18 protein-coding genes, 1 tRNA gene and 1 pseudogene are annotated in these 21,039 nt (G+C 69.0%); 6 read left to right on the top strand and 14 right to left on the bottom strand.

What is annotated here, in order from left to right; all coding sequences use genetic code 11:
• Nucleotides 1–371: 371 nt before the first annotated feature.
• Nucleotides 372–447, top strand: a tRNA-Arg gene (locus IEZ04_RS01285).
• Between the two features lie 76 nt (nucleotides 448–523).
• On the opposite strand, the gene IEZ04_RS01280 is transcribed toward IEZ04_RS01285, so the two are convergent.
• The 9 genes and pseudogenes from IEZ04_RS01280 to IEZ04_RS01240 all read right to left on the bottom strand — a co-directional run bounded on the left by IEZ04_RS01280 (nucleotide 524) and on the right by IEZ04_RS01240 (nucleotide 7,267).
• Nucleotides 524–1,678 (bottom strand): tyrosine-type recombinase/integrase, encoded by a 1,155-nt coding sequence (locus tag IEZ04_RS01280; protein WP_189214721.1) that lies wholly within the window; start codon nucleotides 1,676–1,678, stop codon nucleotides 524–526.
• Nucleotides 1,678–1,860 (bottom strand): helix-turn-helix domain-containing protein, encoded by a 183-nt coding sequence (locus IEZ04_RS01275; protein WP_189214720.1) that lies wholly within the window; start codon nucleotides 1,858–1,860, stop codon nucleotides 1,678–1,680. The genes IEZ04_RS01280 and IEZ04_RS01275 overlap by 1 nt, the downstream gene beginning before the upstream one ends.
• A pseudogene (locus tag IEZ04_RS01270) lies at nucleotides 1,853–3,166 on the bottom strand (replication initiator). The gene IEZ04_RS01275 and the pseudogene IEZ04_RS01270 overlap by 8 nt, the downstream one beginning before the upstream one ends.
• A 208-nt stretch (nucleotides 3,167–3,374) precedes the next feature.
• A complete protein-coding gene (locus tag IEZ04_RS01265; RefSeq protein ID WP_189214719.1) occupies nucleotides 3,375–3,569 on the bottom strand; it encodes a hypothetical protein in 195 nt (64 codons plus the stop codon).
• 15 nt (nucleotides 3,570–3,584) lie between these two features.
• Nucleotides 3,585–3,776, bottom strand: coding sequence for a mobile element transfer protein (locus IEZ04_RS01260; RefSeq protein WP_189214718.1), 192 nt, complete (start codon nucleotides 3,774–3,776; stop codon nucleotides 3,585–3,587).
• Nucleotides 3,777–3,787: 11 nt separating this feature from the next.
• Nucleotides 3,788–4,507 carry a DUF2637 domain-containing protein gene (locus tag IEZ04_RS01255; RefSeq protein ID WP_189214717.1) on the bottom strand — a complete coding sequence of 240 codons (720 nt, stop codon included), beginning with the start codon at nucleotides 4,505–4,507 and terminating at the stop codon, nucleotides 3,788–3,790.
• Between the two features lie 85 nt (nucleotides 4,508–4,592).
• Nucleotides 4,593–5,969, bottom strand: coding sequence for an FtsK/SpoIIIE domain-containing protein (locus IEZ04_RS01250; protein WP_189214716.1), 1,377 nt, complete (start codon nucleotides 5,967–5,969; stop codon nucleotides 4,593–4,595).
• Complete coding sequence (locus tag IEZ04_RS01245; protein WP_189214715.1) at nucleotides 5,969–6,325, bottom strand: SCO3933 family regulatory protein; 357 nt, start codon at nucleotides 6,323–6,325, stop codon at nucleotides 5,969–5,971. The genes IEZ04_RS01250 and IEZ04_RS01245 overlap by 1 nt, the downstream gene beginning before the upstream one ends.
• Nucleotides 6,326–6,481: 156 nt before the next feature.
• Nucleotides 6,482–7,267, bottom strand: a complete 786-nt coding sequence (locus IEZ04_RS01240; RefSeq protein ID WP_189214714.1) for a GntR family transcriptional regulator — start codon at nucleotides 7,265–7,267, stop codon at nucleotides 6,482–6,484.
• Nucleotides 7,268–7,374: 107 nt separating this feature from the next.
• Here IEZ04_RS01240 and IEZ04_RS01235 point away from each other — a divergent pair, with 107 nt between their 5' ends.
• From IEZ04_RS01235 to IEZ04_RS34545, 4 genes are all read left to right on the top strand, one after another.
• The gene (locus IEZ04_RS01235) at nucleotides 7,375–7,782 is read left to right on the top strand and encodes an NUDIX hydrolase (RefSeq protein WP_189214713.1); all 408 of its coding nucleotides are present in this window, start codon (nucleotides 7,375–7,377) and stop codon (nucleotides 7,780–7,782) included.
• Nucleotides 7,783–7,828: 46 nt separating this feature from the next.
• Complete coding sequence (locus IEZ04_RS01230) at nucleotides 7,829–8,302, top strand: ATP-binding protein (RefSeq protein WP_189215345.1); 474 nt, start codon at nucleotides 7,829–7,831, stop codon at nucleotides 8,300–8,302.
• On the top strand, nucleotides 8,299–8,517 hold the full coding sequence (locus tag IEZ04_RS01225) for a hypothetical protein (protein WP_229820778.1): 219 nt from the start codon (nucleotides 8,299–8,301) through the stop codon (nucleotides 8,515–8,517). The genes IEZ04_RS01230 and IEZ04_RS01225 overlap by 4 nt, the downstream gene beginning before the upstream one ends.
• A 588-nt stretch (nucleotides 8,518–9,105) precedes the next feature.
• A complete protein-coding gene (locus tag IEZ04_RS34545; protein WP_229820777.1) occupies nucleotides 9,106–10,254 on the top strand; it encodes a YaaC family protein in 1,149 nt (382 codons plus the stop codon).
• 813 nt (nucleotides 10,255–11,067) lie between these two features.
• Here the strand turns inward: IEZ04_RS34545 and IEZ04_RS01215 are convergent.
• Entirely contained in the window at nucleotides 11,068–12,348 is a 1,281-nt protein-coding gene (locus IEZ04_RS01215; RefSeq protein ID WP_189214711.1) for a glycoside hydrolase family 16 protein, read from the bottom strand.
• Between the two features lie 656 nt (nucleotides 12,349–13,004).
• Between IEZ04_RS01215 and IEZ04_RS01210 the strand changes: the two genes are divergently transcribed.
• Nucleotides 13,005–13,709 (top strand): DUF6082 family protein, encoded by a 705-nt coding sequence (locus IEZ04_RS01210; protein WP_189214710.1) that lies wholly within the window; start codon nucleotides 13,005–13,007, stop codon nucleotides 13,707–13,709.
• 851 nt (nucleotides 13,710–14,560) lie between these two features.
• On the opposite strand, the gene IEZ04_RS01205 is transcribed toward IEZ04_RS01210, so the two are convergent.
• The 4 genes from IEZ04_RS01205 to IEZ04_RS01190 form a co-directional block, all read right to left on the bottom strand.
• Nucleotides 14,561–16,606 carry a glycosyltransferase family 2 protein gene (locus tag IEZ04_RS01205; protein WP_229820776.1) on the bottom strand — a complete coding sequence of 682 codons (2,046 nt, stop codon included), beginning with the start codon at nucleotides 16,604–16,606 and terminating at the stop codon, nucleotides 14,561–14,563.
• A 683-nt stretch (nucleotides 16,607–17,289) separates the two neighbouring features.
• Complete coding sequence (locus IEZ04_RS01200) at nucleotides 17,290–18,021, bottom strand: GAF and ANTAR domain-containing protein (RefSeq protein ID WP_189214709.1); 732 nt, start codon at nucleotides 18,019–18,021, stop codon at nucleotides 17,290–17,292.
• 142 nt (nucleotides 18,022–18,163) lie between these two features.
• Nucleotides 18,164–19,015: a GAF domain-containing protein gene (locus tag IEZ04_RS01195; RefSeq protein WP_189214708.1), complete on the bottom strand. Its 852-nt coding sequence runs from the start codon at nucleotides 19,013–19,015 to the stop codon at nucleotides 18,164–18,166.
• A 50-nt stretch (nucleotides 19,016–19,065) separates the two neighbouring features.
• The gene (locus IEZ04_RS01190; protein ID WP_189214707.1) at nucleotides 19,066–21,027 is read right to left on the bottom strand and encodes a CheR family methyltransferase; all 1,962 of its coding nucleotides are present in this window, start codon (nucleotides 21,025–21,027) and stop codon (nucleotides 19,066–19,068) included.
• Nucleotides 21,028–21,039 lie beyond the last annotated feature (12 nt).

Here is a 21,039-nt window from a genome sequence, read left to right as displayed (position 1 = left end):
CGCTTCCCGCCGAGCGCCACGCCGTCCCACCGTGCTCACTCCCTACGCAGTCGGTACGCAGCGGGCACACGCGCTGCACCGTTCGCGCCGCTTGCCCCCCTCCACCACGCCACTGCCCCACTCCCGCGCGCCCTGCCAGTCACCATCCGACCGGGCGCCCTCACGAACCGCACCACCCACCCGACCGGAACCTCTCCGCGCCCCTCCGGCCACTCCTTCCACTCGACTCCTGGACACCAGCGCTCCCCCGAGTCCCCATCCGGTACGCTGTGGAACGAGCGCCCTGACAGGCGCTGCAGCGCGTCACGCGGGGTGCCACGTCTCACAGCTGCAACACCTGTCCCAGGACACTCAGGGCTCGCGGGAGCCTCGCCTTCGTAGCTCAGGGGATAGAGCACCGCTCTCCTAAAGCGGGTGTCGCAGGTTCGAATCCTGCCGGGGGCACCAGCTCAAAGAGCCGCCCACCCATGACGTCATGGGTGGGCGGCTCTTTGACATCTAGATCTGACATCAACGACGACGGTCACTGACGCCTGGGGCGCCTCCTGAGCAGCCGGTCCATGTGGCTCATGGCCTCGCGCTGGGTGTCCTGCACGACGTTCGTGTAGACGTCCATGGTGATGCTGATCTGGCTGTGCCCGAGAATCTCCATCACGACGCGGGGCGCGACTCCGGCCGCGGTGAGGAGGGTCGCCGTGCCGTGGCGAGCATCGTGCAGCCGGATGACGCGAAGGCCGGCGGACTCGGCGACGCGCGTGAAGGAGCGGTAGAGGTTGCGCGGCTCGATCGGGCGCCCGGTCCGGGTGGCGAAGACGTAGTCGGAGCCCTCCCACTTCTCCCCCGCCTTGGCGCGAGCGTCCGCCTGCCGCATCCGGTGCCAGCGCAGGGGCGCGATGCAGAGCGCGGGCAGCGGGACGGCCCGGCGACGGCGGCTCTTGGGGTCGTCGTCGTACAGGACGCCACGGCGCCGCTGGACCTGGTGGCGGACGTAGAGGATGCGGTTGTCCAGGTCGACGTCGGACCAGCGAAGCCCGACGATCTCCCCTCGACGCAGCCCCATCATGATGGCGAGCACGAAGGCCGCGTAGAGCGGGTCAGTGCGGGATGCCGCAAGGAAGTCGAGCGTCTCGTCCAGGGTCCAGGGACGCAGCTCGGGCGTGTCCGTCCGGGGCGGCTCGACGAGCTTGGCGACGTTGCGCGTGATCAGTTCCTCGCGGCAGGCGGAGGACAGCGCCGAGCGCAGAACCCGGTGCGACTCCTTGGCGGTTGCCGCCGTGGTCTCCTTCTCCAGGCGGACGAGGAAGCGCCGGACGTCGGCGACGCCGAGGGAGTCGAGCCGCTTGGAGCCGAGCAGGGGCACCAGGTAGAGCCGCACGTGCGCCTCGTACTTGTCGTACGTGCTGAGCTTCCGCCGAGGCTTGACGATGTTGTCCAGCCAGTACGGCAGCCACTCGGCGAGCCTCGCCGATCTGGTGGGCACGGGCACGCCCTGGTCCACCTTGTCGAGGAGCTCCCGACGCTTGGCGTCGCACTCGGCCCAGGTCTTGCCGTAGGCGAACTTGCGGGCGCGGGTGCCGTCCGGCTGGAGGACGTACACCGCGCACTGGAAACGGCCGTCCTTGCGCTTGGTGATGGTGCCCGCACCGTTGGGGTTCTTCCGCTTGCGCTGCTGGGCCATCAGGCCGCCGCCTCCAGTTCGTTGGTGATGTACTCGCGGACAGCCCATGCAGGGATGCGACGGCACCGGCCGATGGTGATCGAGGGCAGGCGCCGGGAGCGGATGAGGTCGTAGACCTTGGACCGGCCGAGCTTCAGCCGCGCCATCACGTCGGGCACCGTCAACAGCACGTCGTCATGCACGGGTGGGTTCTCCTTCTGTGCCGGGGGCGGGTTCGAGGGACGCGGCGAGCCAGGCTTCGGCGTCGGAGAGGCCGGTTCCGGCGAAGACCCAGTGGGCGAGGACGTACGTCGTCTCGGGTTCCGGGCCGTTCGCTGCCGCGGCTTGGGCGCGGCGCCATTCGGCGCGGGCGTCGCGGAGGGCGCCGAGGGTGGTGGAGTAGCGGCGGGACTTGGTGGAGAAGTGGCCGCGGAAGCCGAGCATGTGGGCCCAGGCCCGGAGCCGCAGGTTCTCCAGGTCCTTGCGGGCGCCGAGCGCCCAGGCAGCGCGGATCAGGCGCCGGGCATGCTCGCTGATGTCGAGCTGGGCCAGCTCGGCGACGAACTTCAGCGGCCGGTCCAGGGCTCCGGTCGCGGTCTCGGCACCCTTGGTGGCGTACTTGGCGATGTACTAGGCGACAGCCCGCTCGGTGACCTCCTGGCCGTCGTTGAAGTCGGCGGAGCGGATGGTGCGGACGTCGAGTTGGCGGCCGAAGGTGAAGGTGTGGGCGCGTCCGTCGATGACCGGGCCGTCCACGCGGACCTTGGCAGCGGCGGCGCCGATGGCATCGGTGAGCAGTTCTGCGGTGGCCCAGGGCGGGGGCGGGGTGTCGCCGCCGGTGGGACCGTCGAGGCGGATGACGGCGTGGAAGTGGACGGCGCCGCGCTTCTGGTACTCGGCGACCTTGGCGAAGGACACGCGCGCGTGCTGCCGGAAGAGCCGCTGTGACAGGCCCGCGCGCTTGGCGACCTCGCGGCGCAGGTAGATGGAGAAGCGCTGCCAGAGCGGCCCGGCGTGCGCGTTCCAGAGCACGGCCGCGTCGTAGTCGTAGGTGTCGGGGTCGAGCGGGGTGCCGAGTACGGCGTCCTCCTGGTCGTGGCGGACGCCGCAGCGGCAGGGGCGGACGGTCCCGGCCGGGCCGGAGGGCCGGTTGTGGACGGGGCCGAAGCTGGGCGCGGTGAGGGTGGCGAAGACGCGCGGGTGGGTGCCGACCCGTTCGGGGACGCCCTTGCCGCCGCGCAGGCCAGAAGTGATCAGCTGGAAGGTGTCGCGGCGGTACACCTCGGCACAGGCCGCACAGCGGGTCGTACGGCGGTTGTTGCAGCGGACGAGGAGTTGGCCGGCGGGGAGGTCGGCGGAGTCGAGGTGGTGCAGGACGCGGCCGATTTCACCGGTTCCGGTGTCGATGTCGTACTCGGTGCGGTGGCCGTCGAGGCGGATGGGGGTGGTGCAGCCGCCGAGTCCGGAGAGCTGGCGGAGGATGCCCGGCAGGGTGCCGTCTTGGGCCAGCTTGGTCAGTTCCGGGAGCGGGGGCGGAGTGGTGCGGGTGAAGATGGCGGTCTCCTTCTGGCTGGCTTGGTCAGGAGGGGCGGGGCTCCCGGGGCGGCGATGCTTGGCGGTATCGGGCCGCCCCGGGAGTCGGGCGCGTGGTCGGTCAGCGGTGGTACTGGTCACGCGGCACAAAGCGCGGGATTACGGCGCCGCCTTACCTACTCGTCTAGTCATGTGAGCCATTGATGATGTCCACGCCGGAGCGCGTGCCGGACTCGATGGCCGGGGCCATGAAGGTCTGCGAGAGCCAGAAGCCGAACAGGGCGATGAGGACGACGACCCAGGTGCGGACGCCGAGGAACTTGACCGCTCCCCAGGCGAAGAAGCCGAGGACGAGGACGAGCGGCAGGCTGACGGTCACGGTGCAGAGTCCCTTTCAGCGGACGGGGCAGCGGTGGGTGCGGGCGGCCAGCTCGGCGGCGGCCCGGCTGTCGTAGTCGGCGGAGAAGCCGCAGCGCGGAGCCGTGCAGGCGGCGGTGTGCTTCTCGCGGCCCCGGCCGTCGTAGGAGGTGCCGACCTGGACGGGGCCTATCCGGGTCACGGAGCGAAAGCGGCGGTGGGCGGTCACGGGAGCTCCCTTCAGAGGTGGGTGGCGATGGCTTCGGCCATGGGTGCAGGGACGCCGAGGCGAGCGCGCAGCGTCGGGGGGTCGATGGGGGTTCCGGTGCGGGTGCGGTGCTCGGTGGCGACCTTGCGGGCGTGCTCGACGAGCGCGGCCGGGACAGGGAAGGCGGGGCGTTCGGGCGGCGCCTCCACGGCAACCGGTTGCTCGGGTGCTGTTGCTACGGGTACCGGTTGCTCAGGCGGAGCTTGCTCGATGGCCGGTCGTGCAGGCGGCTCGGGGACGGTTTCGGGATCGTCCTCCTGGTCGTGGTTGTGGTCGTCGCTGTCCCGGCCGAGCTCGGTGTCGGTGTCCGTGTCGCCGTTGGGTGCTGTTGGCTTGGAGTGGGCGAGGAGGGTGCCGCCGAGGAAGGCGACTGCGGGCCAGCCCGCGACGAGGATGCGCAACCAGGCGGGAACCTGATTCATGTCGAGCAGGCCGGCGGTGGCGACGTTCGCGCCGAGCGAGGCGGCGAGCGCGATGACGAACCAGCACCACCCAGTCGCTTTCGCCTCACCGGACCGCAGTCGGCGCCAGGCGGCCACGAGCAGCAGGTCCACCGAGACGGGGTAGGCCCACGCTTTCCATCCGTCCTGTCCGGCCGCCAGGGCGATGTCGTGCAGGTGGGCGAAGGACAGCGCAGCGGCGATGACGGCTTGGACGAGGACCGCGTCCACACGGGCCAGCAGGGCGCGCATGATGCGGCTTCTTCCGGTTTCGGGCATGGGAGGGGTAGGGACGTGGCGCGAGACGGTCACGCCAACCGGGGATTGCCGAAGAAGGTCAGCCGGTCACGGGGCGCGGCTGCACGACCGGTGCCGGGCTCTCGGCCGGGGGCACCGGCACGTCGGGCCGGAAGGGCGCGAGCGCGGGCAGCGCGGGCACCAGGTGGGCGGACGAACGGCAGATGTCGGCGGCGTCGCCGAGGGACAGGTACGGCGTACGGATGCGGGACCAGCCGCCGGAGGTGTCACCGGCGACGGCGAGGCCGGGCCGTTCGGGAGCGATGGCACAGGCGGCCGCGACCGCTTCAGGGGCGATGTCGCCGAGCGCCATCTTGGCGGAGGCTTCGTCGTTCACGCGGTGGCAGACCCGGCCGGTGAGCTGGGCCCGCAGCATGGTCGCGCCCTTGCCCAGCTCGGCGCCGAAGCGCTGCCCGCACACCTCCAGGTAGATGCCGGCGGCGCGGCCGAGCTGGGCGAGCCGGATGAGCTGGGTGACCATCTCGTCCCGCCGCTCTTCCTCCTTCTTCGTGGCGGTGAGGAAGAGCTCGGCCACCTCGTCCACGAACAGCACGACGGGAGTCGGGCGTTCGCCCTCGGGCAGGCCCCAGACGTCCGAGGTGATCTCCTCGTCAGGGGTGTCCGGGGCGATGCCCTGCCGGGACTTGATCAGGTCATAGCGGTCCTCCATCTCCCTCACCAGCACGGGCAGCAGCTCGGCCGCCTGTTCCGGATCGGTGGCCAGCGCTGACAGCCGGGCCGCGAACGGCGCCAGCTCCACACCCCGCTTGCAGTCGATGCCGACGAGGGCGACCGGCTGACGGGCCAGGCCCGCGACCAGATGCCGCAGGTACATGGACTTACCCGACAGGGTGGCCCCCAGGGTGAGCTGATGCGGGATGGTCCGGTAGTCCCGTACGAAGGGCATCGCATCCTCCCGCAGCGCCACCGGGATCTTCAGGAACCGGGCCGTCGACTTGCGCGGCATCCGCACTCGCCGTAGCACGTCGAAGCCGACCAACCGCAGCTCCACCACACCAGGCTTGACGATCGAGACGTACACGGCGTGGCCGCCCCAGGCATGCCGCAGCCTCTCGGCGGAGGCGGCCACGTCGGCAGGTTCCTGCCCCGGGGCGAGCCGCAGCCGGAGCCGCAGTCCGGTCGCGGTGGGGCGAATGATCCCGCGACGCGGCGGTACGGGCCGGACTTCCCGGCGGGTGGTGGCCTGCACCGCCAGCATCCGCAGCCGGGACGGGGCCACGGTCAAGCCGCAGGCTTCCATGACCGAGCCGTACGAGCTGAGCAGCCGGGCGGTGGTCACCGGCAGGCCGACCGTGGACCAGTACACGCCGGGGTGCTTGGCCCGGGCGTAGGCGGCCCCACCGCCGAGTGCGGCGAGGGGACCACCCACCTCCAGGAGTGTCGTCAGGTCGGTCATCAGGCCGTGGCCCCCATGGCGGCCGGGAAGACGGCCGGAGTGACGGCGGCGGCCCGGTAGGCGATGCCGTGGCGCTGCTGACCGTTGAACACGCTCTCCCACGGACGGGCCACCAGACCCGGCAGCGAGACCGGCGAACCGAGCGGCAGCCCCTCCGACACCCCGCTCTCCGGAACGGTCACTTTGATCAGGGACGACTCCCCGTCCTCGATGTAGACGACGCCGATCGTCATCAGCGCCTCACCGCTGTTGGCGTCCTTGGCGACCTCGCCCGTCTGCCGGTCCCGGACCTTGGGCTCAGCGGCCTCGGTCAGCAGGATCGTCGCGGCCGAGGTCTCCACACGGATGGTGCGCAAGGCTTCTTCCCATCTACTCGTCTATACAAGATGCAGTCTGCGAACCCGATCACGCCGAGAACGGGGACCACTCTGACACACAACTTGCCCACTCGTCTATACGAGTATGCGTGCCTGGGTGTACGAGTTCACGGGAGTGGCCTCGCGCACCGCCGGTCAGGTCGCCGGGAGCTGGTAGGAGAGGACGTAGGCGTCCGCCGCCATGACCGTGTCGCAGACCTCCACGGCCCGGTTCTCGGTGTCGTAGGCAGTGCGGATCAGGTGGATCACGGGCACGCCGGAGGCGAGCTGAAGCATCTTGACCTCGGCGGGCGAGGGCATCCGGGCCCGGATCTCCTCCTCGAAGTGGTCGAGGTGGTGGCCGAGCTCTTCCAGCCGGGCGTAGATGCCGCCGGGGCCGGGGTTGGGTTCGGCGATCTGCGTGCCGCGGGCGATGTCGAGCGGGAGATAGGAGGTGGCGAACTCGACAGGTCGGCCGTCGAGGAGGTAGCGGCGCCGCCGGGCGAGCACTCGCCGCACGGACCCGAGCCGAGCGGAGATGTCCTGGTCGGCCTTCTCCTCCTTGACCTCCAGGCTGTCCACCTTCGGGTGACTGCCGGCGGCGTCGGCCTCCACGATGAACGCAGACTTGCCCTGCTCGCGGTGGCGGCGGGCGAACCGGTCGGAGGCGAGTCGCCGCACGGGGGGCCGGGGCCGGACGAAGACGCCCTTGCCGTGCTCGGCGTGGACCAGGCCCTCGCCCTGGAGGACGGAGAAGGAGTTCCTCACCGTCATCCGGGACACCCCATAGTGCTCCACCAGCTCGGCCTCCGAGGGCAGCTTCTGACCCTCCTTGAATCGCCCGCGGTCGATGGCCTCGCGCAGTTGGTCGGCGATCTGCCGGAAGACCGCACGATCACTCGTGGGGTCCAGGGCGCCGAGGTGGCTCGATAGAGACGTCACGCGTACTCCTTTAGGTATCTAGACGAGTGGGCGAGTGCTGTTGCTACGGTGGAGAGCCTAGCCAGCCGAGAGGGCCGAGGACCGTGACTGCTGACCGTCCGCACTCCGTGAGCGTCGCCGGAGTCATCGTCGACGACCAGGGCCGGGCCCTTTTGATCAAGCGCCGCGATAACGGCCACTGGGAACCCCCGGGCGGCGTCCTCGAACGCGAGGAGACCGTCACCGAGGCCCTCCAGCGCGAAGTCCTCGAAGAGACCGGCATCAAAATCGAGCTTCCGGCGACCCTCACCGGCGTCTACAAGAACATGACGGGCCTAATCGTCTCGCTCGTCTTCCGCTGCCAGGCTGTCGACGGCACTCCGACCACCGGGGACGAGACCCGCGCACTGCGCTGGGCCACCCGCGAAGAGGTCATCGAACTCGCCGACGAGGCGTACGCCATCCGCGTCTTGGACGCACTCGACGCGATGTCCCCACCAGCGATCCGCGCCCACGACGGCGTCAAACTCGTCTAGCCCGTACCCGCTGCACATGGCGGCCTACCAGCACGAAGGAACTTGTATGCACGAGTATACGAGCACCGCACGAGTCTGGGGCCTCACTTGCCCAGGTTTTCCGGAAGAGGTGAGCCGGGCCCGCCGCTGGACACGCGACATCCTGCGGGACTCCCCGCTGGTCGAGGAGGCCGAACTGATCGTGAGCGAGCTGACCGCGAACGCGATTTTGCACACCGCCAGCGGCCAGGATGCGGGCAGCTTCCATCTGGCACTGGAGGTCTCCCCGCAGGCGATCGCCCTATCGGTCACAGACGCCGGAGGCACCGACACGGCCCCCAAGGCCGAGCACCAGGACCACGACCAGGACGCCGAACACGGCCGCGGCCTGTGCCTGGTCAACGCACTCGCCCACCGGGTCGTCTTCCACGACAGTTACTACGGCGGTCACACCGTCACCGCAGAGCTCTTCACCAACACCAGCCAGTCAGGCGCGACGTCGAGTCCTAGGGACCCCGGTTCGGCATGCTGGCGAGCATGAGCGCCTACAGCAGCGACGAGGACCTGTCCGTCGCCGACGCGATGAACAACGGTGTAGAGGTGGACGTTGCCACCAACCTCCTGAACGGCACAGTGCGGCTGTCTCTGCTATGGGCCCAGGACATCTACCTGACGCCCGATGATGCGGAGCAGGTCGCGCATGCCCTGCTAAGGGCAGCCGCACGAGGCCGAGATCTGAACCCGAGCAAGCCCTGACAGCAACAACCGCTCAGACAGCACTGAATTACAACCTTCTCTGCTGGTTCAAGGCCCGGCTGCGCTCCGCTCCGCCGGGCGCGCTCCCGGCTCCGCCGCGGGCGCCGCTCCTGCCTTCGGCCCGCTCCGCCCGCGCTGCGCCGACGCGCGCCCACGAGTGGATAGGGCCTGAGGCCATGAGGCGAGCACCGCACGATCGCGGCCGCCGTCAAAGACGGTGCCTCCGGCGGGGGATCGGCCGGCACCGGGATGGAGGGGGCGCCGTCGCCGAGTGCGGGCACATAGTGGCGTGCGCGGGGAGCTCCCATCCCGTCCACCGTCGACCCAGGCAAAGCCGAGCAGACGTGGCCCCTGGTGTCCAGGTCGTTCGTACAGTGGCGCGCTTCACCTGGACACCAGGGGCCACGCCCGCTCCACTGCGTGTGGGTCGACGGCGGACGGGATGGGAGCAGCGGGGGTTGCGGTTGTCTTAACGGAAACGCCATCCCGAGCAAGATCTAGAAATTCTATTCGCTAGGGACGGAAACCTGTCGACAAGGCAATGGAGACCGGCAACCATGGGGCAAGCATAGAAACCCTGGAGGGCACATGACGGACACTCAGCAGACATGGAGATCGCTGCGCTCCTTGCGGTCCTCCCCACCTGACCCTGTCCGACAAAAAAGAAGTAAGAAGGAAGTATTTTCTGCCTCACTAGAGCAGTCGGAGCAGTACTTCAAGGCAGCAGAGGGTGTCGGATACGAAACCCGCCCCGTGCTGGCTTTTTACGGCATTTCTCAGATAGGTAGGGCCATCGCGGCGGCGGCGCATCCCGACCGGTGTAAATCTCCTGAAGATTGGCAACTTTCCGGCCACGGCATCAGGATTCCGGGAATATCCCAAGCCGCCGCGCGCGGAAATATCGGAACCTTGACGGTTCGCGATCAGGGAAAGGGGGCTTTTACTCAGCTGGCCCGATTTCTAGACTCTCCCTCACTCCCCGCACCCGTGCGCCTCGCTGAAATATGGGACTCTCTTCCAGAAATGGCAGGGCACGCCCTCTCCGATGGTGAACGTTACCCAGCCCTAGAGCTTTCGGAAGGTGGCGACCTCACACGTGAGGACTGGGGGGACTGGGGCCCGCCACACGTACTTGTATTGAGTGGGGTTCCACAAAATCTGCCCACGCTCGAGGGATTCCTCAATCATTATCCAAGCGTGTGGCCCCTGGAAGGCTTGCAGGAGATCGATTACCTGAAGTCTCCAAGGAACGGCCTGGATGGCCAGATCTACTTGAACCCTCTTCGGAGGTACGGCACAGGTGGGTTTGCCTCGCTGTATGGAACTCGGTATCGCGGACGCTCAATCGCCTTTCCGGCTCTTACCGGAAATTCTCTCCCTCTGCACCCACTTCTCGCGTGGTGGGCAGCTCTATACGCCCTCTCCATGCTGGCACGCTATGAACCCGCAGCGTGGGCGACTGCCATTAACGTCGACAAAAACAAACAAGCTGTCCCTATCGAACATTTACTAGATGAGGCGCTCGATGCGGTACCCGCTTTGGCCCTAGAGGTGATGGGCGAATGCTCTCTGAGTGATGACGAGAGGCGGCAAGCACGCTTGAACGATGAGGAGAAATACAGGAAGAAGGAGTACAAGACTTTCACCGAATTGGGTCGTTCCGCAATGACTCGACTTCGCAACCGGTTGCCACTGTCAGAAAAAGATGCAAAAAATCCCCCTGCGCTGGGTGAGTGAGAAGCTCACCAGGGGGGTGATTTCTAACTCCGGTGCAGGAGTCAGATGTTAGTGCGTCTTCCGAGAAGAGCACGGAGGCCCAAACGCCGTCCGGTGAGCTGACGCACCCCAACCGTGACTGGTCGCTGACATCCACTCTTGACATCAACGAAGGCGGACAACCACGCATGCCAGCAGGCCAGTTCAATAGCAGTGACAGCAGGCCATAAAGCCTGATCGTCTCCTTGATCGAACTCCTAAAGCGGGTGTCGCAGGTTCGAATCCTGCCGGGGGCACACGCAGAAGGGCCAGCTCAGGAGGGTTTTCCTCCCGGGTTGGCCCTTCACCGTTTGAGGCGCCGTGCCACACACGTGCCGCTAGGACCGCTCGGGGCTCCCTTCGTCGGGGCCCGAGGCCGCTCCTTCACCGCTTCGGGTCATGGCCCCGAGCTGACTCTCGATGGCGCGGTCACGGTCACTGGTCATGTGCTGATACATCAGTGCGGCGCGAGCTGCTGTGGCCCGTGCGCGTCATCAGCTTGGTTCTGGCACCCGTCGCTTCGCTCCTGGCCGCGCATCGCCCCGAAGCAGCTTCGCCCAGAACAGCTTCAGCCCAGAACAGCTTCAGCCCGGCAGGGCGCGCACGTACGCGATCTCCCGAGTCGGCCGCGGCTGCCATCCGCAGCTGACTGTGAGATGCGGCCCGCGGTGCAGCGGCCCATGAGACTGCGGAGCACAACCGTGGTCGATTTCACGAGAGCGCGCGGTCCTGGACGCGCGCTCCCCCGGGCTCGATGTCGAGCCCGGGGGAGCGCAAGCGCAACGAACAGTGAGGTCAGCCCACAGTCCACTTCTGGTTGGCCGCGCCGGTGCACGTCCAGATCTGGAGGCGGGTGCCGTCGGCCGAGGAGTTGCCGGTGGCGTCCAGGCACTTGTCCGCGCCGATGTTGGTCAGGTCGCGGGCGGAGGTGTAGGTCCACTGCTGGGCCTTGGTGCCGTTGCAGGTGTAGAGCTGTACGGGGGCTCCGTCCGCGGTGGAGGCGGCGCGTACGTCGAGGCACTTGCCGAGGGCGCGTACGGTGCCGTCGCTGCCCAGGGTCCACTTCTGGGCGTCGACGCCGGTGCAGTTGTGCAGCTGGATCGGGGTCTCGTCCGCGGCCGAGGCGCCGGCGACGTCGACGCACATGCCGCCTATGCCCTTGATGGGGCCGGTGCGGGTGGCGCCGCCGTTGCCGGAGCCGCCGTCGCCGGAGGTCGAGACGCGTACGTAGTCGATGGTCATCGTCTGCGGGAACGTGGTGTCGGCGTTCGGGCTGCCGGGCCAGTCGCCGCCGACGGCGAGGTTGAGGATGAGGAAGAACGGGTGGTCGTAGACCCACTTGTTGCCGCCGACGTCGGCCGGCGTGCGGGTCTGGTACGCGGTGCCGTCGACGGACCAGGTGATCGACTGCGGGCTCCAGTCGACCGCGAAGACGTGGAAGTCGTCGGCGAAGGAGGCGCCGTTCGGGAGCTTGTGGGCGGCGCCGATGCCGCCTCCGCCGGAGTAGCCGGGGCCGTGGATGGTGCCGTGGACGGTGCCGGGTTCGTAGCCGACGTTCTCCATGATGTCGATCTCACCACTGTTGGGCCAGCCGACCGTGCCCATGTCGTTGCCGAGCATCCAGAACGCGGGCCACATGCCCTGACCGCGGGGCACCTTGATGCGTGCCTCGAAGTGACCGTAGGCCTGGGTGAAGGTGTTGGCGGTGTTGAGGCGGGCGGAGGTGTACTGGCACGTGCCGTACCAGCACTGGAGCCCGGGGTCGGTGTTCTTGCGGGCGGTGATGACGAGGTTGCCGTTGCCGTCGAGGGCGGCGTTGTCCCTGCTGTTGCGGTAGTACTGCAGCTCGTGGTTGCCGTTGCCGGAGCCACCGGTCTCCAGCGTCCACTTGCTGGGGTCCGGGGCGCTGCCGGCCGCGCCGTTGAACTCGTCGGACCAGGTCAGCGCCGTGGTGGCGGCATCGGCCCGGTCGGCGGACGGTCCCGTCGTGATGAGTGCGAAGGCGGCGGCGACCGCGACCGAGACCATGAGGACAAGCCCGCCGAGCGGCCATCGGCGTGCGCGATGAGCGGCCATGACTGGATCCACCTTGTCTGTCCGTGGGGAGGGGCTGTGGGGAGCCCGATGCTACGGACGGGTAGCAGAGCAGCCAACTGACCGATTTGCGCCTCAACTGCGCCTGACCTGCTGTTACTTGACGCCGTGGCGATGCCATAAGGTCTGCGGCTGATCGCTTAATGAGCGTTTAAGGCCGGCTTAAGCGAGGCCCGCCCCTGGCGCATCCCACCTCGGCCGACGGAACGGGTACCCGCGCCCGTCATGGCGGTCCGGCGGGGAAACCGCTGCCCGCGCACCGCCCGCGGGCTCCGGGCCGCGGTATTCGGGCTGCGTTGTTCGGACTGCGTTGTTCGGGATCACTCCACCCGCTCGGCTTGCTCGGCTCACGCGGAAGGCGGGAGCGTGCTTCTCCCCCGGCGACACCACGGGTGATTCAGTACCGCGATTCCGGCGATTCCCATTACCGAGCGTCCGCTCACACGGATGCGCATGTACACGGTGTTTCCGACGGAACCCTGTGAGGCGTCGCGATGAGCAGTGCTTCCGTGCGCCCTCTCTGCAGGCACTCGCACATGTGTAAGACATTTCATGCGTGACGATATCCCAGACGGCGAGGCCCCTCGAATGGTCTCCGCCGGGGTGACCATTGTTATCGGAGAGCCGGAGGGGCTTGAATGACGGATAGCGGGACGGTCAAAGCACTGGGGGCCACGGCCACGATCATCGTCATTTGCTGCGCTGCGTCGATTGCCCTGACGCTCGCCCTCGTCCAGATTCCAGCGCTTCGTTCCGCGGAAAGCGGAAACGCGGGCCAGGCCCTCGGGGCCGCATCCGGCGCCACCTCGGTCGTTGCCCTTATCTACCTGGCACGCACGTTCCACCACCAGCGCGAAGAGATGCGTAGACAGCGCGAAATGCTGGCTTCGCAGCAGGACGAGATACTGGCCCAACGGCAAGCCGAGCTCGTGGCCCTCCGAGAGGACGCCCGCATCAACAACGAGTGCGCCCTGAAGATCGCAGAGTCTGCCGTCAGGTCACAGCATCACGCGTTGACCAGCATGGCCATCAGTGACCCGTCACTCGCTGACGTGTGGCCGCCGTACAGCGCGGACATCTCCGTCGACACTCGTAAGCAGTTCATGTACGCCAACCAGATAATCTCTTTCCAGTGCATGGCGTACACGCTGGGCGTGTTCAACTGCGACGAAGCCGAGGCGCTGATGCACTACCTGTTCGAGAGCGTCCCGATGCGGACGTTCTGGGAAGCGAGCCGGGCCGGTCGATCCGCGGCCACGCCGCACGGAGGCAAGATGCAGAAGTTCTACGAGCTGGCCGAGAACGCCTACCAGCGGCGCTGCAACGAACAGTCGCAAGACTGATCAGGAGCTTCGGGACATGGCACCGGGAGCGCTGCCGTCAGGCATCCGGAATTACGCATCCCGCTTCGGACATGAGGCTTCTGGGGACGATCACCAGACACTCGCCCTCACCGACACCGATACCTGCGGGAAGTTGGCTCTTCAGCTCGGCGGGAGCCTCTTTTCCGATGAACGCGAGATCTCCACCGGGAAGCAGCAGAACCGACGGACAGTTCACATTGCTCCCACAAGCGTGAGAGGCGAGCACAGAGATTTCTTTCACGGATCGTCTCCCGCGCAGGTGTCCTTGCCGCACCTGGTGGCAGCAGGCTGGCCAGGAGGATAGCAGGCAAGGCCCCTGCGGAAGCCAACCGACTCCGTCTCCATCACCGATGTGGGAAATCGTTTCACTCGTTCTGACCTGGCCAGAGCCGCGAGGAAAAAGCCGGAACCGCAAGCGAGTACCGGACTGCTTGCCGGGATTACCGGAGTGAAAACCCGTGCCGTGCAGGCCGGGTGCGCACACGTCCCCGGCGCCCGGGTGACCGGGCGCCGGGGACGGTGTCGATCGGCGTCAGCCGAGGCCCAGTCCGGCGAGGATGCCGCCCAGGATGTCCCCGAGGCTGCTCAGAAGGCCGGCGAGCGCGTCCATATGGAACTCCTATCACGTGGTGGACAACTGTGATCTGAAGACGATCGGGTCGCCGTACAGGAAACGGCTGGTCAGCCATCGTCACCCGGTCGAGCAAGCCCGTTCTGCGACTTCTTCGGAGCAGGCGGCGGAACGGGCTGCAGCGCAACGGCCCCGGCTGCGGCCGCCATACCCGCGCGGCCGCCGAGAGCCTCCTCGATCACGCGTCCCGTCGGCCTGGCTACCCCCGCGCCCTCCGCACGGCCCCCCGCAGCTTCCGGCGCACCGTCGCCTTCACGTCCACCGCGCGGATCTCCACCACCAGCGTCGTCTCCGAGGCCTTCTTCACCGGGCGGGCGGTGTAGGGGCGGGCCAGGTGGAACCAGCGGGCGTGGCCCAGGGCGCGGAGGTAGGGGACGGCGGCCACGGAGGCGTGGCCGGGCTGGGTCAGGGTCACCGTCCAGCGGCCCGGGGGGAGGCCCTTGAGGGGGAGCTCCGCCGTGAAGCTGCCGTCGGTCCGGTCGAGCGAGGTGAGTGACGCCGGGGCCTCGCGGCGGTCCCCCTTGCTGTTCTCCACGCGCACGGTCAGCGCTCCGGCGTCCTGGGCCCCCGCGCCGGTCCGCACGCCGGTCACCACCAGCGTGCCCTTGCGCGAGCCGTGCCACGACGTTCCGGTGACCCGGCAGGGCGTGTCGTCGCGCGGCACCTCCTGGCCGCCGACGCTGAGGGAGAGGTTGCCCCATTTCGTCACGTACGGAGTGATCGTCGTGGGCTTGCCCTCGCCCATCGTCACCGTCTTCCGCCGCGGTGTCCGCTCGGCCGGCTCGGGGCTCTTCATGCGGACCGTACGGCTGACTCCCTGCGCCCGTACGTCGAGGAAGAGGTTCCACCGGCCGCGGCCCAGCGGGGCGCCGGCCGCCGCCGTGGGCAGGGCGATGTCCGCGACGAAGCCCGCGTCCGCGTAGCGCTCGTCGTCCGGGAGTCCGGCGACGGCGTGCACGCGCGCGGGGACGCGGACCTCCGGGTGGTCCGCGTCGTAGCAGCGCAGCACCAGTTCGGTGGCCGCGTCCAGGGTGGGCACGTTCTCGATGTAGGCGTGGCCGGTGAGGCGCAGCACCCCGTTGCCGGCCCCGTCGCCGTTCCCGTTTCCGCCCTCGTCCTCCTGCCAGGCCGCCGAGTCGATGCGGTGGCGCACCGGCAGCCGGTCGGTGACGTCGAACGCGCTGTCCGGCACGCCCGCCTCCGGGGCGCGGAAGAGCGGGTGGTCCCAGTAGACCCGGCCCCCGTCGATGACGTGACCGCGCCCGGCGTCCTCCTTGGCGTTGCGGATGACCGACAGGACGTCCTCGAAGCGGTCGGCCCGCAGCAGGTGCAGCAGCAGCCGGTCACGCGGTTCGAGCTTCTCGATGATCGGGTCGGTGACGTAGTTCTCCACCCAGTCGCGGACTTCCGGGTAGATCCGCTCGCGGATGTCCTCGTCGCTCTCCCGGAGCAGCAGCCACCACAGCGGGCCGCACAGTTCCCACTCGACGTGCCGGCGCATGATCTGGTCGCGCCGCGGGCCGGGCTCCAGGTAGCGGGCCACCGTCTCGAAGCACATCCGGGTGCCCTGCATCCGGTGGCTCAGGTTCTGCGCGGTGAGGGTGAGGTTGTTCCCGTTCTCGCGGTCGCGGTGGTAGTAGCAGTCGTAGTCCGCGACGACGGATATCCCGTTCGCGTTGAGGTACGCGGCGGCGGTGAAGGGCTTGTCCTCGGTGTTGCGGAACGGCGGGAAGCGCAGGTTCAGCCGTTCGATGAGGGAGCGGCGGAAGAGCTTCCAGCAGCCGAGGGTCCGGTAGGCGGCCGAGGAGAAGATGTCCGTACGCGGCTGGGTGCTCTTGAAGACGGCGGTGGGTACGGCCCGGCCGCCCACCGAGACCATCTTGCCCAGCACGATGTCGGTGTCGTTCTCGTCGGCCATGGCCACCATGCGGCGCAGCGCGTCGGGGCCCAGGTAGTCGTCGGAGTCGAGGAAGAAGACGAAGTCGCCGCGGGCGACGTCCAGGGCGACGTTGCGCGGGACGGCCGCGGTACCCGAGTTCTCCTGGTGGATGACGCGCAGCGAGGGGCACAGCGCGGCGAGCCGGTCGAGCTCCTTGCCGGTGCCGTCGGTCGACCCGTCGTTCACCGCGATGATCTCGAGCTGGTCCAGGCCGATGGTCTGCTCCATCGCCGACGTGATGCAGTCGGTCAGCTCGGGCATGGCGTTGTAGGCGGGGACGATCACGCTGACTCGGGGCTGGGGCATCGCTTTCCTAGGGACTCGCTCGGCGTCGGTGGCGTGCACTCACTGCCACCCGGGCGGCCGCGCCGTCCGGGGAGCCGGTTTCCGGCCGCGTCGGGCCGTAACGGGATCCCCTGCGTGGCCACGCGGGTGCGCGGCTGCGCTGCCGCCTTGGAATGACATGTTCGCATTCGGAGGGATTCGCTGAGTGCGTGGGGTTTGACGCACGGGAGCGCCCGATGGTTGTACGGTCCGCGTTCTTTTGGCCAAGCCTTGGTGAAGATCTGCCGGTGCCGCGCCGTTCGGGGCGGCCGCCGCCGACATGGGTCGGCGCCCTCGGCGACGGCCGCCTGCGCGAGGACATCACGGCTCCCGTCCGCTTGGTCCACGCGCCGAACGTCCTCACCGGGCCCCGGGGCGCAGCGGGAGCGCACCCCGGCTCGAACGGCCGGGAGGACGAAGTCCGGAGCCGTCGCGTCCGTTGCCGGGCGGACGCGGCTCCGGTCGACACCCCGTGGAAGGGGCGGCGTCCTGGCCCGGGGACTGGGGGCGTGGGCGTGTCGGGTACGGACACCGGTCTGGAATGCCCGGCGGACATATGCCCGTGAAGGGATCGTAGGGCATCCTCACCGCCGTCAACCAGGGGTCGGGACGGCGGTGCGGCAGGCGTGCCGGGCGTGAGCGGAGGGTCGAGGCCGCGCCCCGCGTCAGGTGTCCGGCCCGCCCAGCAGCGTGAGGCGGCCGTCTATCACCTCGCGTGCCACGTCCCTCAGCACCCGGTTGTGCGAGCGTGCGTGGCGGCGCAGCAGGGCGAAGGCTTCCTGGGGCTCGACCGCGAGGCGGGCCGCGAGCATGCCCTTCGCCTGCTCGATCAGCACGCGGCTGTTGAGGGCGTGTTCCAACTGGCCGACCAGCACTCGTCCTTCACCTATCTTCCGCTCCCGGTCAAGGCTGATCGCCGCGATGTCGGCCAGGGACTGGCCGAGCGCCAGGGTGTCGCAGTCGAGCCGGGTCCGGCTGAACAGGGTCAGGGCGCCCAGGGTCCGGGAGTCCGCGCGCAGGGGGCGTGCGGCGACGCGGACGTGGCCCAGTTCCCGGGCGCGTGGTGCGTAGCGTGGCCAGTGGGCGAGCACCGCCGGGTCGCCGAACGCGGCGTCCTCGACCGGCACCCCGTTGGCCCCGCAGTCGTGGCCGGGACCTTCCTTCCAGTCGGCCGCTTCCTTCGTCAGGTCGCGTACGGCCGGGTCGGAGGCCGCGACGACGGTGCCGTCGCCGCCCTCGGCCCACACGCTCACGGCTGCCGCGGTGCAGTCGCCGAGCAGCTCGACCGTACGCCGTGCGAGCACCTCCGGCAGGCCGGGGCCGCCACCCGGGGGGTGGAGGCCGCTGCCCGCCAGTTCCACGCACACATCCGCGAGCAGCTGCTCCGGTAACGCCATTGCCGGTCCTTTCAACTCATCGGTCGGTCGGGGAGGAGGGGGACAGGAGGAGGAACGGAGGTAGGAGAAGGGAGGGACGGACGCCGTACGAGGGGAGGGAGCAGGAGGGGAAGGGAGGGCCCGGAGGCGTCTCACCGGCCGTTCACGGCAGTTCGCCGGAGTCGGCCAGCACCCGTAGGGCCACCGCCTCCGTGGACAGCCCCAGGGTGAAGGCTCTGCCCTTGATGAGGGCCAGGGCGTCGTCCACGGGGAGGCCCGAGCGTACGGAGTGGGCGCCCGCCGCCTGGTGCACGCTGTCGCGGTGGTCCGTACCGCCGTACAGCTCGGGGTCGGGGTCGGGGCCGAGCAGGACCGTCTGGGTCAGGGCCTCCGCGATGTCGCCGCAGGTGCGGTAGCCCTTCGCACCCGGCTCGGGGTCGTACAGCGTGAGCGCGCCGATGCACAGGCCGGTCACCTCGAGGGGGACGGCGATGACACCGGTGAGGCCCAGGCCGGTGAGTTCCGGGCCGTAACCCGGCCACCGCCGTTCTATCGCCCTCGGGCCGGTGGCGAAGACCGCGTCGCCGCACTCGGTGGCGTCCCGTACGGGTCCCTCCTCCAGGATGAACTCGAACTCCTGGGCCGCGCGGGAGGCGTCGTCGGAGGCGGCGACCGCCAGCTGGGCGCGGTTCCGTCCGACCAGGGTGAGGGCCGCGCTGTGCGCGCCGCACGCCTCCGCGACCCCGGTCATGAACAGGGGGCGCGGGTCCTGCCGCCGGGACCAGGCCGCCATGCGGCGGGCGTACGCCTCCTGGAGCTCGGCCGAGGAGAGGTGGACGGCGGCGATACGGCGCTGGGTGGCGGCGATCCTCAGGTGTACGTCGCGTCCGCTGCGGGCGGCGAGGGACTCCTGGGTGTCGGCGGCCTCGTCGGCCCGGCGTGCGCGCTCCCGGGCCCCGGCGGCCCGCCGCCAGGCGACGGCCGCGACGCTGGTGGGGTTCTCCCCCTGGCTCATGCGAGTAGCGTACGCCCGGCCGGTGGGCGCGCGCCGTCCGTTGCGCGCTCTTATTCCCCCGGCCCACCCGCTGTCCTCTCCGCTGTCTCCGCCGTCGCCCCCTCCGCTGCCTCTTCCGCCGCCCCCTCCGCTGCCTCCTCCGTTGCTTCTTCCGCCGCCTCCTCCGTTGCTTCTTCCATCAGCAGGACGACGCCGCCGTTGTGGCCGTCGAAGGGGGTGCACACCACCGCGCACGTGATGGTGCGGCCGATGCGGTTGACGGACGGGATGTGCACGGGACCGCAGCGCTCCGCGGTGTCGAGGCACTCCTGGACCATGGCGCGCAGCTCGTCCACGGGCAGGCCGAAGTCGAGCCGGAAGAAGTCCTTGCCGACGGTCTCGTCGGAGCGCAGCCCCCAGAGGTCGGCCGCTCCCCGGTTCCAGCACCGCACCCGCGTCTCCACGTCCAGGACCACCACGCCGGCCGCGATGCTGACCACCACGGCCTCGAGGAAGGCGCGCGCCTCGTCCACCTCGTCGGTGCGGATGCGCAGCTCCTCGTTCATGGTCTCCAGCTCCTCGTTGCCCGAGCGGAGTTCCTCGTTCGTCGTCTCCAGTTCCTCGTTGGTCGACTGGAGTTCCTCGTTGGTCGTCTCCAGCTCCTCGATGCTGGACTGGAGTTCCTCGTTGGTCGTCTCCAGTTCCTCGTTGGTCGACTGGAGCTCCTCGTACGCCGTCTCCAGGTCCTCCCGTACGCGTTTGATCTCCGCGCGCAGCTGTGTGGCCACGGTGACGTCGGTGAAGGTGATGTTCGTGGCGACCGGGAGCCCGCCCGGCCCCATCAGCGGCTGGACGGTGACGTCGAAGAACTGCGCGTCCTCCCCCGTGCGCCGTTCCGCGGCGTTGACCCGCAGGGTCCTGCGTTCGTGGGCGGCCTGCTCGATGAGCGACCGCAGTTCCACCGGCCGGTAGGAGATCTCCAGGTCCTGGAAGGGACGCCCGAGGTCCTTGGAGCTGAGGAAAAACTGCCTGCGGGCGCTGTTGTTGATGAGCACGACCAGACCGCCCTCGTCCACGGCCACGGCGGGTGCCGGGGTGGAGTCGAGGATGAGGTCGTACAGTTGCCGGTACCGGGCCGCCGTTCTGATCTCGGGGCCGAAGCCGCCCCGGGCCCTCGGCACGGTGGGCTGGTACGGCGGGCCGGACCCGCCCGGTTGCCGGCGGAAGATGCGCTGGCGCATGGAGACGACGTCGAACCGGTCGGCGTCGTTGAGGAGCATCTCGGCCTTGCCGAGGAACAGGAAACCCTTCTCCTTGAGCGCGTAGTGGAAGCGGTCGACGATCTGGTCCTGCGCCTCGGCGTTGAAGTACATCAGTGTGTTCCGGCACACCAGCAGGTCCAGGCGCGAGATGGGGGCGTCCTGGGTGACGTCGTGGCGGCCGAAGATGACCCGCCGCCTCAGGTCGGGGCGGAAGCCGTACCGGGCCCCGTTCGGCTCGAAGTACCGCTCCCGCAGTTCCGGCGTGAGCGGTTCGAGGACCTTCGCCGGATACAGGCCCGAACGGGCGGTGCGCAGCGCCTCCTCGTCCACGTCCGTGCCGTAGATCTTGACGCGGTCGAGCGTCTCCTCGATGCCCAGCGCCTCGGCGAACATGACGGCGAGAGAGTACGTCTCCTCGCCGCTGGCGCAGCCGGCGCTCCAGACCCGGATCTCGTCGTCCGGGCCGGACTGGGACAGCAGCTCGGGCAGCACCTCGCGCTCCAGGTAGAGCCAGGCCTCCGGGTCGCGGAACATCGAGGTGACGTTGATCAGGATGGTGTTGAACAGAATGTGGAACTCCGCGGAGTTCGCCTCCAGCCGGTCCCGGTAGTCGGCGTACGAGGCGGTGCCGAGCTGGGCCATCCGCTTGTGGATGCGCCGTCCCAGCGAGGAGCGCTTGTACCCGGTGAAGTCGAAGCCGCGCGCGTCCCGCAGGAAGCCGAGCAGCTCCTCCAGCTCCTCGTCGGGCTCGGCGTCGGATGCGTCGCTCATCGTCGCCTCTCC

The organism is Streptomyces ruber, from assembly GCF_014648075.1.
GTDB classification, from domain to species: domain Bacteria; phylum Actinomycetota; class Actinomycetes; order Streptomycetales; family Streptomycetaceae; genus Streptomyces; species Streptomyces ruber.
This window is presented reverse-complemented; position numbering and strand designations above follow the sequence as displayed.

Bases quoted from the DNA above. Each gene is read 5' to 3' on its own strand.
- IEZ04_RS01210 (WP_189214710.1), top strand. From the start codon at position 13,005: ATGACGGATAGCGGGACGGTCAAAGCACTGGGGGCCACGGCCACGATC.
- IEZ04_RS01250 (WP_189214716.1), bottom strand. From the start codon at position 5,969: ATGACCGACCTGACGACACTCCTGGAGGTGGGTGGTCCCCTCGCCGCA.
- IEZ04_RS01190 (WP_189214707.1), bottom strand. From the start codon at position 21,027: ATGAGCGACGCATCCGACGCCGAGCCCGACGAGGAGCTGGAGGAGCTG.
- IEZ04_RS01255 (WP_189214717.1), bottom strand. From the start codon at position 4,507: ATGCGCGCCCTGCTGGCCCGTGTGGACGCGGTCCTCGTCCAAGCCGTC.
- IEZ04_RS34545 (WP_229820777.1), top strand. From the start codon at position 9,106: ATGACGGACACTCAGCAGACATGGAGATCGCTGCGCTCCTTGCGGTCC.
- IEZ04_RS01215 (WP_189214711.1), bottom strand. From the start codon at position 12,348: ATGGCCGCTCATCGCGCACGCCGATGGCCGCTCGGCGGGCTTGTCCTC.
- IEZ04_RS01225 (WP_229820778.1), top strand. From the start codon at position 8,299: ATGAGCGCCTACAGCAGCGACGAGGACCTGTCCGTCGCCGACGCGATG.
- IEZ04_RS01200 (WP_189214709.1), bottom strand. From the start codon at position 18,021: ATGGCGTTACCGGAGCAGCTGCTCGCGGATGTGTGCGTGGAACTGGCG.
- IEZ04_RS01195 (WP_189214708.1), bottom strand. From the start codon at position 19,015: ATGAGCCAGGGGGAGAACCCCACCAGCGTCGCGGCCGTCGCCTGGCGG.
- IEZ04_RS01205 (WP_229820776.1), bottom strand. From the start codon at position 16,606: ATGCCCCAGCCCCGAGTCAGCGTGATCGTCCCCGCCTACAACGCCATG.
- IEZ04_RS01230 (WP_189215345.1), top strand. From the start codon at position 7,829: ATGCACGAGTATACGAGCACCGCACGAGTCTGGGGCCTCACTTGCCCA.
- IEZ04_RS01280 (WP_189214721.1), bottom strand. From the start codon at position 1,678: ATGGCCCAGCAGCGCAAGCGGAAGAACCCCAACGGTGCGGGCACCATC.